Source organism: Rhizobium sp. TAL182 (assembly GCF_002117725.1).
Taxonomy (GTDB): Bacteria; Pseudomonadota; Alphaproteobacteria; order Rhizobiales; family Rhizobiaceae; genus Rhizobium; species Rhizobium esperanzae.
On record NZ_CP021028.1, the window covers coordinates 205,636 to 216,901 of the forward strand.

The following is an 11,266-nucleotide window of genomic DNA, read 5'->3' on the forward strand; positions in this document are numbered from 1 at the left end:
ATGAGGCCGATATCGCCATGGAAAATGCCCGCAAGAAGGCCAAGGACGTCCTGCTCGACGAAGCCGCCGCCATTGTCGGGACGAGGCGGATTTGCGCAAGACGCCGTAAGGGCGGCTTCCAATCCGCTACTTTAGTGCCGCGACCTCTTGCCTTAAAGCCGCGACCTCCTCCCTTAACTCCTCGACCCCTTTGGCAAGCTTGTCGAGATCCTTTGGCGATACGGCCCCATCTTTAGGAAACGTAATTTTTCCACTCGCATCAAGCTCGCGCGGAATATTGTATTTGGAAGTACCATGTGCCGGATCATGGATATCGACACGACCTGCGCCGTCTCTAATCCCAACCGCTATCTCGAAGGTCGTCGGGGCAGCTATTTCAACCTCTTTGATCTCTTCACCCGTTGCTATGTTCACGCAGGGTCTGTTGCTGAGCCAGTCTGTCGCTGTGAGCGCTGCACAGGCTTCCGATACGCAAACCTTGACTCTATAAGCCATGATCGTCCTCCCGTTGTTGCGAGCTAGTCGTTTTGCAGGCGGCCATTGCGATGCGCCATCCTCAAGGTGATAGAGTAGGAGCTAGGGGATCTCTTCCCGGGCAGCTGCGAATCCAAGATAAGGCTCCTGGCATCGCCAAAGGCCGTTGAGACTTCGAGGATTTGTTCAGACGCGGTGATCCGCCACATTTTGTAACCGAGGCACGTGTCAAAGCCGCAGCCGACCGCAGGCTCGGCATTCGGACCTGTAACAATAAAAATGCGAGTTGAATCCAGCCTGTAGCAGTGACCCTCGAAAGCGTAGCCATACGCAAGCACTGTGGAGCCGATTATCGTTCCGGATCGTAGTCTGATCTGGAGCTCCGTCGTTCCCGCCATCCCGACCTCCAGATGGGCAATGCCGCCGGCGTCATTCAAATCCACGCCATAGAGTATGATTTCATCCGCTACATAATGAGGTCCAGAAGGTGCTGGAACGCTGTCGTCTGTCATCGATGCCTCCCGTCGTTTGGTTACAAAATGCCGCGCCACCTCATGCAATCTTCAAGCTGATCGAGATAAGCCACCCCGCGCCCGCGGCTCGCCGCCTCGAGGAGGGCAACTGCCGCCGATTCGAAGGTCAGGCTGTCGGGGTCGAGATATCTCCAGGAACGCAGGAGCGCTTCGCCGACAATGTCGCGCGCCTCCTGCAGGGCGGCCTTTACCGCGAAGTGCCGCAGTTCATAGGATGCCGCCGATGTCCGAAGTCCTTCTTCCATCAGCCTCGGCGCCATCTGCTGGCGCAGGTCGCTGAACCGCTTCGGATCGATGTCCGACAACCCGCGCGCAAAAAGCAGTGACTGGTAGACCTCGATGAGGCCGTCGAACAGGCCCGCCGCAAAGGGCTTGGATCGGTCGTGCACTTCCCGGCTGACATCGCCGATGCGAAGCGAGTTGTTCAGCAACCGCAGCTGCTTCTCGTCGCTGAGCTCGGCGAATTTGTCGAGTTCGTTGTGCAAGAGCAGATTTCCGCCGGTGCGGCGCAGCAGCCGGTCGAGCGCCGTATCGAAGTGCAGCAGTCCGAGCAGCGAGGTGAAATCGGCGATCGCCTCATGATAGGAAAAGAAGTCGCTGCCGGCGCCGTCGCCTTCGAGAATGCCGAGTTCGCTGAGAAGAACGAGGTGGCCCATTTCATGCGCGACCGCATCGAAATTCAGCGCGAAGCAGGAGGCCGGGCGTTTTCCCTCGCTCTCGCCCAGTTCGAGAAAGCCGAAGCCGGACTGGGCGTTTTGCCAATGCGGGATGCGCGGAATGATCTCCAGCCGTTCCAGCGTCGGCTGGAAGAACCAGACGAGCGGGCGCCCGAGATAACCCTCGCAGATATCGAGGACGCGGCGGGCGCATGCATAGCTATGGGTTGCAAGAAAAGCCGGTGAGTCCGGCCCGATGTGATCGAAATGCCCGTCCGGGCCGGGCTCGGCCGGCGGTCGCAGCAGGCCGGGATAAGGCGGAATATAGGGCACGGCATAGGGCGGTTTCGCTTCGACAGGATTTGCCACATAGATCCTGTCGTCGGACGGCCCCGCCAGGATCGGCCCGGCCGAGGGTCCGATCCACACCACCTCGGGTTTTTCATAGCCGGGAATGAAGGAAGGCTGGGGAAAGACAAGGAAACGTGTACCTAACGGCCGCTCTGCGGCTGCCCCGGTGCCTGCGCCCTCCTGATGCGTGATGGCATCCAATGCCGCCCCCACCGCTCGTTGCCCAATGTCAAGCGATCGTCCACTATACCAGTACTACGTGCCTTTCGGCAAGAGACTGTCGAGCATGTTGTAGTACTCCATGTCATTGGCGAATGATTCGGTAAGTTCAAATTTACAAGGAGCAAGCGTATTCGGCCGTTTGATCTTTTGACCGGCGAGATATGCCAGCAGATTTACCGCATCGGTCCGCTTCCGGCTTGTGGCGCCAATTTTCAGCCAAGTTTTTAGTGCTTGAAGCTGGTTGGCGGGGGCCCGGTTGTTTTCTGCCGCCGCCAGAAGCCTGGAATATGATCTTTCGCTGAAGTGAATTGTGCGCGCCAGCGTTTCAAGCACGTCTCGAAGCCGCCTTTGAATGATGCCGGCGCGTTCGGCTTTTCTGAGTGTCAGCCTGATGTCGATCAGAGCATCGCCCAATGCGCGTGATCCGAGTGCTGCGGGCGCCATCGGCACGGTGACATCGGCATCGTCGGCGAGCGGGTGCCGCCGGTACCAGCGGTAGATCATCCCATGGCCGATCATGCCCTCGGGCGTGAGTTCGGCAGCCCGCAGCGCACCGATGCTGGCGGCGCCATAGATGCGAACGCCGCGCGCCATTGCCCATAGAATTTCCTGGTGGCGAACCGCCGGAAGCTCCCCGAAAACGCCGTCGATCAGCACGATCGCCGCAGGCTGATGTCGCGCCACGGCCCGCACCACATCCGCGCATCCGACCGGAGGATAATAGATCGCGTCGAGATATGTCCGGGCCTCGGTCTCGGAAAGCGTGGGGCCGAGAAAAACCACGATATCACAGGGCAAGATCGGCCTCCGGATTGGTTTCCAGCGGCGGAGCAACCACCCGCACGACGTGGAGCGGCACGCGATCATCGGAATGAAGAACCACAAGAGCGGCCGCCTGCGCGCCCGCCAGCTTCAATGCCTCGATGGCCATCCGGATGGAGCGGCTGCCGGCGGCGGCCCCCTCTTCGCAGACATAGGGCCGGCCGCCTCTTGTGAGCTCTGCGCGCCAGGCGGTTAATTCCGCGGCGTCGGCATCGCCGTAAAGCTCCGCGCTGATATCGTCGCGCGCCGCTGAAATCACGCCGAGCCGGGACTGGCAGGCTTCGAGCAAGGCGCTCGTCAGCGCCCTGTCGTGGCTGAAATCGCAGCCGAAGCCTTCGGCCGGCAGCGGCGCAAAGGGGGCTCGGCTTGCATCTTCCATGACATGGCACCAATAGACCGGCAGCGCATGCGGCGTCGGGATTTGCCAGATCCCGACGACAAACCCTGCCTTGGACAGACGCCGGATGATCTCACCGGCGCTTCCCCGTTGAACGGACCGGCTGTCGATCTGGAAGCGGTCGAAGAAATGCGGCGTCTTCATTGCCGTGCAGCGGGCCTGCCGTTCCAGAACTTCAAGGCACGCATGCAGCACCGCGCCTTGAAGGCTGGTGCCTGCTGCAAGTCCCGTCGTGTCGCGGGCGAGCCAATGGGGATGCGGCGACGGGACGATATAGGCGGAGTCCACAAGGGCAAGCGGAACGGCGATTTTCCGCCCCGAAAAGAGATCGAGCCCGTCAATCCAGGAAAGCGTCTCCGCGCCGCGGCCGGCGCCGAGGTGCGACCAGTCTCCCCGTTCCATGTCACGCAGGCTTGCCGTGAAGATGCGCTCCGGAGCAATCCGCTCCGAAGCCCAGCCCTCGAGCGATTCCATCAGGCCCGATATCGCCGCTAAGGCAAAGGTCAGCCCCTTGCCCTGGCTGACCGCGACGGAGCGTGAGCGCGGCCGCACGACCTGGACGACCGGGATGCCGATCCGGTCGAGCCCGGTGATCGAACCCAGCCTGGTAATGCCGTAATCCTCTCTGCGCGCCAGGATGCGCTGCACCGTCTGCCCGGGATCGGGAGGCGAGGGGGCCCCCCCGATATCAAGGACAGCATCAAGGGCGGTATCAAGGATGATATCGAGGATATTATCGCGCCTCCCTTCGTCCATCGCATCCTTCCATCTCAGGTTACGGCCGCGGCTATGCGTCCAGGCTGCGCTTTGCCCTTGCCGCCAGCCAGGCGGCTTTCTGTCCCTCGGCGATCTGGATCGCGCGCGTCAGGTCTCTTCTTATCGATGCCGGCGTTTCATTCAGATCGCGCCTCAGCGTCGCGCTGAGGCGATAAAGCTCAGCCAGCCAGAATGACTGGCCGCTGCTGCGGCCGACGCTGATCGCATTCTGGATGGTTGCCAGCGCTTCGGCAGGCCTTCCGAGCCGCTGCAGCACCTGCGCATGCATGTCGCTGTGCATGGAAAAATTGTCGTCGGTGCCCAGTTGCTGCTGCAACAGCAGGCCGGCCTTGAAACGCGCCTCGCCGCGCGCGGCCGATGAGGTCATCAGCTCCGCCCAGCCGCAATACATATTGGCGCGCGCCTGGCTGGCGGCCAGCCCATGCCGCTCGGCCAGTGCCAGCATCCGTTCGCCGAGCGCATGGACGTCGTCATATCGGCTTTGGCAGCGGCGGAGCACGATGGCGTAATAAAGCGCATGCACCATGCTGCCGGCATGATCGGTCGAACCAGCCCATTCCAGGCACTCGCTGATCGCAGTTTCGCTGGCCCCGGCATCGTCGAGCAGCAGATAGGAGAGGGCGCTTTCGCCAAGCCCGCAGACCTTGGCGTCATGTCCGCCGAAGAAGGCGCGATGTCTGACCGCGCTTTCCGGATCGTAGAGCTTCAGGCCATTGGCAACGCAATCGAGACAAAAGCCGTGCTCGCCGGCGTGGAAGCTGGTCGCCCAACCGCAGTGATAGGATTGAAGCCTCGTCTCCCGATCCTCGACGGCCTGCATGTCCGCCACGAGAATGCGCGCGCGTGATTGCTGCGTCAGAATGTTGGGTGCCGTGAACCACCATCCCCAATAGACCGGAAAATGGTTCATCCGCACGGCCGGCGGCTGTTTCTGCAGAAGCTGCATGGCGCGGGAATAGACCCGCCGCGCGCTCTCCGATCCCTCGCCTTCGAGGGCGCTCGCCACGACGCCTTGAAGTTCGCACAGGCTGAGGGCGAGTTCGATGCGCTCGAGGTGGCGCCGGGAAAGGCTCGCCACCTCCCGCGCGCACAGTTCGAGCGAGACGTTGGCCTCGTGCATGGCCGAGCGCAGAACGCTTGCTTCCGCCGCCGCCAGGGCAAAGCGGGCGGCGGCATCATGCAGACCGGCCTCGGCACATTGCCAGGCGGCGATCGCAGCCGGCAGGCTGGGCTTTGCTTCGGTGATCAGCCGATCGGCGATCCGCCGGTGGATGCGGCGCCGGTCGCTCTTCAGCAGGCTGCCATAGGCCGCCTCCTGCGCGAGCACGTGCCGGAACTGAAAGGAGCCCTGCGTGGCGGACGAACGCTCGATGATGCCCTCGGAAAGCAGCCGGTCGATATCGGCGTCGACGCTCCGGCGGCTGACGCCTTCGAGCAGGTAGATGAGCAGCGAGATGTTGAATTCGCGGCCGATGACGCTGGCAATCTGCGCCACCCGCCGTGCCGAACCGGTCGCAGCAAGCTTGGCGGACAGCAGATCATTGAGCGAGGTGACGCTGCCGTCGCGCAGCAGGCATTGCCATTCGGAGAGCGACTTGCCCAAGGGCTGCCTTCCCTGAAAGAAATAGGCCAGTTCCTCGGCGTAGAGCGGCATGCCGTCACATTGATCGAGAATGAAATCCGAAAGCCCGGGCGGCGGATGCTCACGCCAGATCGAGGCGACGAGATCGCGAACCGCGGCAGAGCTCAGCCCCGACAGCTCGATCTCGGTTGCAACCGCGAGAGACCGCCTGAGTCTCGATGTCTGCACCACGAGGATCGGCAGCCCGCCGGCCAGCGACCCCAGCCTGTCGATCAGCTCAAGCGTCATGTCGTCGGCCCAGTGAACATCCTCGAAGATGAGCAGCGTCGGCACAGCGGGCGCCTTGCAGGTCAGAATCCCGGCCGCGGCTTCGATCACCTTGCGCCGGAACGCCAGCCCGGATGGGTCGGAGACGCGGATGTTGCGCGACATTGGCAAGGAACGGTCGGCGGTGAATGAGAGAATTGCGTCGGCGACGGCGGCGTCCACCTCTCGGCCGGACGCCTGAAGCGCCCGCACGAAGGTCTCACGGTCGCCATCCCTCAGAACCGAGGGCTCGACCAGCCTCTCGAGAAAAGAAAGGAAGGGATGCAGGGGCTGGCTCTCCAGGCGCCTGCCGCACTGAAAGACCACCGTCTCATGCGCGGTCTGCCGCAGCCGTCCGGCGAATTCGCCAACCAGTCTCGATTTGCCGATGCCTGCCTCGCCGACGACGGCGATCAGGCTTCCCTTGCCTTCGAGCGCCGAAGCCCAAGCGCCGGAAAGGGCGGCAAGCTCCTTTTCCCGGCCGCGGATCGGCCTGTCGCGCCCCTCGGACGGCGATGCTTCGGGCGCTGACCGGTCACGCTCCTGCGGCCGCCAGAGCGCAATCGGATCTTCGAAGCCCTTCAACCGTGCTGCGCGAACCAGCCTATAGTCGAATTTGTGCCGGGTGAGCCGAACTGTGGAATCGGCGACCAGCACGGAATTGGGCTCGGCCTCCGCCTGCAGACGCGCTGCCAGTACCGGCGCCGTGCCGACAATCTCATCACCTTCCGTGGAGAAGACCACGAGACCGGTGGCGACCCCGATCCGCAGCTGGAAGGGCGTGCGCGCTTTGGTTTTGCTGCCGGTGGCGATGTGCAGCAGTTCCAGAGATGCCTGCACCGCGCTTTCGGCGGCATCTTCGGATTGCTCGGGATATCCGAAGAAGCAGCATCCGCCATCGCCGAGCCGCTGATGAAGAAACCCGCCGTGTTTTCTTATGATCGTTTCGGCATTCTGATGTAACGCCGAAACCGATCGGAAGAATTTCTCGGGCTCACTCCGCAATAGCAGTTCCGTCGAGCCGACGATGTCATAGAAAAGGGCAGTGACCTGTCGCCGCTCACCTGTGAACCGAATTCGTGCGTCGAGGGTTTTCATTTGCGGTTGCCCAACACCACAGAAGCCGTGTTCAGCACATCCGATTTAGTGCTTGCATGCAAGCTTTTCGTGCGGTGGCGCTAATATATCCGCGATTTCGCCTGATCTGCGTCAGCCCGGGCATAACCGCGCCGAAAACGGCTCAGGCCGTCTCCGCCGCAATGGCGCGCCCGCCCGTGCCGCGGGCCGTCGCTATGCCGCCCAGCAGATTGCGAAGATCCGCCGCGGTTCTGTTGGCGATGACGCCGACCGCCAGGCCGCCTGATATCGCCAGCAGATGAAAGAGCGGAGCCGGCAGCACGTCCGCTGCCTCGGGCATCAGCAGTTCCGGCACGAAGCGGTGCAGCAGGTAGGTCGGAAAGGCCGAGACGGCGATCAGCGTCACCAGCCGCCCCAGCCGCACGGGCAGGGGAATGCGTGGCAGATAGAGAAGCGCCATCAGTGCGGCGAAGATCGTCAGATATTTGACCGTCGTGCCGATCCAGAGCGTTTCCCAGAAGGCGAGATAACCGAGCACGGCGGCGGCAATGACCGTCAGGATGAGCCGCTGCTCCGGCCTGCCGGCCAGGCCCGCGCACCAGCCGAACAGGCCGAGATGCAGGCCCCAGTAGAGGGTGAAAATCTGCCGCCGGCCGATATCGAAGACGTACGGCAGCGAAAACCGCGCGGTGACCGCCAGCGCCAGCAGCGCCAGCGAGAAGGCGAAGGGTCGCGCCCGCGCGAGCCGGCGCACATCAGGCAGGGCGAAGATGAGCGAGAAGACGAGAAGCGTCTGCGCATAGGCTTCGATGAACCAGTAGAGATAGGGAAGCATCTCGTGACGCTCCGGCTCGGCATAACCGAAATTGCCGGTCAGCGTCACCGAGGCCCAGGGAATCGTCTGCCACGCGAGCCCATAGGCGGCGACGATGAGAAAATAGGGGATGAGCACATTGATGCCGGGCCGCAGCGCGTGGCGGAAATCGCCGGCGAGGAAATGGCCCGACTGGAAGCGCGCCAGGCTGAAGCCGACGAGGAGCAGCATCACGCCCGATCCGCCGGGAATGGGCCAGAGCATCTCGTGATGGATGACGACGAGCAGAATGGCGATTGCCCTGAGAACCAGATCGGTCGGCAGCGCCCTGAACTCTGCGCTCCGGCCCGGCGCGGTGAGCCGCGGGGCTATATCGAGCTCGGCGATTCGCCGCTGCTCCCAGCCTTGCGGCAGCTCGATGCCAAGCCGGTCGAGCGCCATCGTCAATTGCAGGAAGCGCAGCGAATCGCCGCCGAGCGAGACGAAGCTGTCGTTGCGGCTGACCGTGTGGGGGTAGAACACCCCCGCATAGGCATCGAGCACGCTGAGCACCGCCACACGGCTCATCTCGCGCGCCGCCAGCATCTCCTCGCCGAGGGCCGCATAGTCGATCTTGCCGGAGGCAAGCCTCGGAAGCTCGCTTCGCGCCCTGACGGTAACAAGGCTGGCGGGAAGATGGCTCGCCTCGACGAGCAGCTGGAGCGCCCGGTCGGCCTCGTCAGCATCGCTCACAAAGGCCTGCAGACCGTGATCGTCACCGACGACCGCAGCCGCGATCCCCGCTTCGGCCAGCACCTGCTCCATGATGTCGAAGCCGATCCTCAGCCCCGCGACCTTGGCGAAACGGCTCTTGCGCCCTACGATCCTGTAGAAACCGTCCTCGTCGCGCATGGCGATATCGCCCGTCATCAATGCCGCGACCTCGGCCCCCCGCTGAAGATCGGCGCGGTCCGTACCGTAGCCCATCATCACGTTCGGGCCGGCATAGACGAGCTCCCCGGCAACACCGGCTCGGTCGAGCGGACGCCCGTCATCGCCAACGAGGCTCAGCCGGCCGCCGGGAATGGCGATGCCGATCCGCTCTTCATGGTCGCCCAGGCTTTCCGGTGGCACAAAGGCGATGCGGGCGGCGGCCTCGGTCTGGCCGTACATGACGAAGAAGCGGCCGCCGCTCGCGCGCACGTGGTCGCGGTAGAGACGGATGAGCTCGGGCGCCATGCGGCCGCCGGCCACCGTCATGAAGCGCAGCGCCTTGAACTCGTGGCTTCGAAAGCCCGTCTTTTCCATCAGCTCATAGGAATAGGGCACGCCCGAAAGATTGGTGCAGCCGCTTTCGCCGAGCAGCCTTGCAAAATCCTCGCTGACCACGGAGACGCCCGGCATGAAGATGCTGCCGCCGACAACCAGATGCGAATGGAGGACGGAGAGGCCGTAGGAATAGTGAAGCGGCAGGACGAGCGCGGTTCTGTCGGCAGGGGAGAGCTCGAGATAGGAAGCGATCGCGCGCGCATTGGCGTCGAGATTGGCATGGGACAGGCGCACGGCTTTCGCCGGGCCCGAACTGCCCGATGTCATCAGCAGCAGAGCGAGATCCGGATGCAGCGGCGCAGCACTTTGCCCGGACCGGGTTTCCTCGACGAGCCGCCAGCGGCCATCGGCCGGGCGAAAGGTGAAGTCGGGCTGAAAGGCCGACAGAAACTCTCGCCACAGCCTGTCGTCGCAGGGCGGCAACATCGCCACCGCATGGCCGGCCCGCAAGGCGCCGAGATAGGCGACGATCGCATGTTCCGAGATCTCGGCCGAAATCGCCACGAGCCGCTTTTCCCCGCCTCCCAGCCGCTCGGCAAAGCGCCGCGTCCGGGCGTTGAGGTCGGCGTAGGAGAGCGTCCGCCCGTCGGCGAAGACAAGGGCAGGGCGATCGTCGGCGCGAGCGATTTCGGAAAACAGGTTGGCGGGGATCATGCGGACGCTTCGGATTGGCAGAAAACTGGCCGAAGCGCGTATAATCCTTGACAATCGCAGTCAACTAATTTCCAGGTGCATATCTGCGCCGCGCCAACTGCTGCGGTCGTCGCACGCGCTGGAGGAGGGGTGTCGTCACCACCGCGGCGGCGAGTTCAGCGTGCAGCGCCGGATGGCTGTTCGTTTCAATCCAGTCGCAGCCGATGTCGATCACCAGCGGGAATGGCGCGTGTTGACGTTTCCGTAATCACGGCAAGCGCCTTTGCTTGCCGGGCGGCTCTTTTCTCATAGGATTTCTGCGCCATCTGTTGCCAGGGCAACCAGACAGGGTGCTGTATGGACGAGACAATCGAACAGCTTCTCCATCTTTCCGCGCAGACGGAAACGCTGATGGCGGTCTATGATGGCGATGACCGGCTGCGCTATGCCAACAGCGCCTTCCGCTCGGCCTATTTCATCGAGCCGGAGGAAACGCCGCTCTGGCCGGATCTGATGCGGCGCAATTTTGATCTCGGCCGCGGCACCGTCATCCGCACCGATAATTTCGAGGAATGGCTGCGCTCGACCCAGTCGCGCCGCGGCAAGATCGGCTACCGGGCCTTCGAGACGGATCTTTCCGACGGCCGCTGGCTGTGGATGACCGAGGCGGTGCAGAGTAACGGCTGGATGCTCTGCATCGCCAGCGACATTACCCGGCTGAGAGCCCATGGCCGCACTGTCCGGCAGGATCGCGATCAGGCGATCAAGGCTTCCTACACCGACGAGCTCACCGGCGTCGCCAACCGCCGCTTCGTGATGGCGCGCGTCGAAGACATGCTGGCCGCCGCCCGGCATGGCAGCAGCGGCTGCCTCGCCGTCTTCGACATCGACAATTTCAAACGCATCAACGACCGGCTCGGCCACCACGCCGGCGATCTCGTGCTGCGCGATTTCGCCCACCGCATCCACCAGAATGTCCGCCGCAACGATTGTTTCGGCCGCGTCGGCGGCGAAGAATTCCTCCTCGTCATGCCGGCCACCGGCCCGGAAGACGCTCTTGCCATGGTCGAGCGGATGCTGACTGTGATCCGCTTCTCCCGGCCGCTGCCGGAATCGCCCGATTTCAGCTACACGTGTTCTGCTGGCATCGCCGGGTGTGTGCCGACTGACAGTGCGTCTGAGCTTTACCGGCGGGCGGATCAGGCGCTTTATGATGCCAAGATGAGTGGTCGGGATAGGGTGCGGGCGGCTTAGGATGCTTGGTTGACCTGTCAAAAGTTCAGCTCCCATCATCCGAATGCAAGCCTCGGCATT

8 protein-coding genes are annotated in these 11,266 nt (G+C 63.2%); 1 reads left to right on the plus strand and 7 read right to left on the minus strand.

The window, feature by feature from the left end:
• Positions 1-126 precede the first annotated feature (126 nt).
• The 7 genes from Tal182_RS32475 to Tal182_RS27600 all read right to left on the minus strand — a co-directional run bounded on the left by Tal182_RS32475 (position 127) and on the right by Tal182_RS27600 (position 9,973).
• A complete protein-coding gene (locus Tal182_RS32475) occupies positions 127-495 on the minus strand; it encodes a hypothetical protein (protein WP_064812133.1) in 369 nt (122 codons plus the stop codon).
• A gap of 23 nt (positions 496-518) precedes the next feature.
• Positions 519-986, minus strand: a complete 468-nt coding sequence (locus Tal182_RS27575; protein ID WP_064812134.1) for a hypothetical protein — start codon at positions 984-986, stop codon at positions 519-521.
• A gap of 20 nt (positions 987-1,006) precedes the next feature.
• On the minus strand, positions 1,007-2,227 hold the full coding sequence (locus Tal182_RS27580; RefSeq protein WP_085861538.1) for a hypothetical protein: 1,221 nt from the start codon (positions 2,225-2,227) through the stop codon (positions 1,007-1,009).
• Positions 2,228-2,269: 42 nt separating this feature from the next.
• Positions 2,270-3,121, minus strand: coding sequence for a TfuA-like protein (locus Tal182_RS27585; RefSeq protein ID WP_348627703.1), 852 nt, complete (start codon positions 3,119-3,121; stop codon positions 2,270-2,272).
• Positions 3,024-4,211 carry a YcaO-like family protein gene (locus tag Tal182_RS27590; protein ID WP_085861540.1) on the minus strand — a complete coding sequence of 396 codons (1,188 nt, stop codon included), beginning with the start codon at positions 4,209-4,211 and terminating at the stop codon, positions 3,024-3,026. Before Tal182_RS27590 ends, Tal182_RS27585 begins: the two co-directional genes overlap by 98 nt.
• Positions 4,212-4,242: 31 nt before the next feature.
• On the minus strand, positions 4,243-7,218 hold the full coding sequence (locus Tal182_RS27595) for an AAA family ATPase (RefSeq protein WP_085861541.1): 2,976 nt from the start codon (positions 7,216-7,218) through the stop codon (positions 4,243-4,245).
• A 142-nt stretch (positions 7,219-7,360) separates the two neighbouring features.
• On the minus strand, positions 7,361-9,973 hold the full coding sequence (locus Tal182_RS27600; protein WP_085861542.1) for an AMP-binding protein: 2,613 nt from the start codon (positions 9,971-9,973) through the stop codon (positions 7,361-7,363).
• Between the two features lie 336 nt (positions 9,974-10,309).
• Between Tal182_RS27600 and Tal182_RS27610 the strand changes: the two genes are divergently transcribed.
• Positions 10,310-11,206, plus strand: a complete 897-nt coding sequence (locus Tal182_RS27610; RefSeq protein WP_085861544.1) for a GGDEF domain-containing protein — start codon at positions 10,310-10,312, stop codon at positions 11,204-11,206.
• Positions 11,207-11,266: the final 60 nt, after the last annotated feature.

What these genes read in the sequence shown, in the direction of transcription:
- Tal182_RS32475 (WP_064812133.1), bottom strand. Translation starts at nt 495, where the DNA reads ATGGCTTATAGAGTCAAGGTTTGCGTATCGGAAGCCTGTGCAGCGCTC.
- Tal182_RS27575 (WP_064812134.1), bottom strand. Translation starts at nt 986, where the DNA reads ATGACAGACGACAGCGTTCCAGCACCTTCTGGACCTCATTATGTAGCG.
- Tal182_RS27590 (WP_085861540.1), bottom strand. Translation starts at nt 4,211, where the DNA reads ATGGACGAAGGGAGGCGCGATAATATCCTCGATATCATCCTTGATACC.
- Tal182_RS27595 (WP_085861541.1), bottom strand. Translation starts at nt 7,218, where the DNA reads ATGAAAACCCTCGACGCACGAATTCGGTTCACAGGTGAGCGGCGACAG.
- Tal182_RS27600 (WP_085861542.1), bottom strand. Translation starts at nt 9,973, where the DNA reads ATGATCCCCGCCAACCTGTTTTCCGAAATCGCTCGCGCCGACGATCGC.
- Tal182_RS27610 (WP_085861544.1), top strand. Translation starts at nt 10,310, where the DNA reads ATGGACGAGACAATCGAACAGCTTCTCCATCTTTCCGCGCAGACGGAA.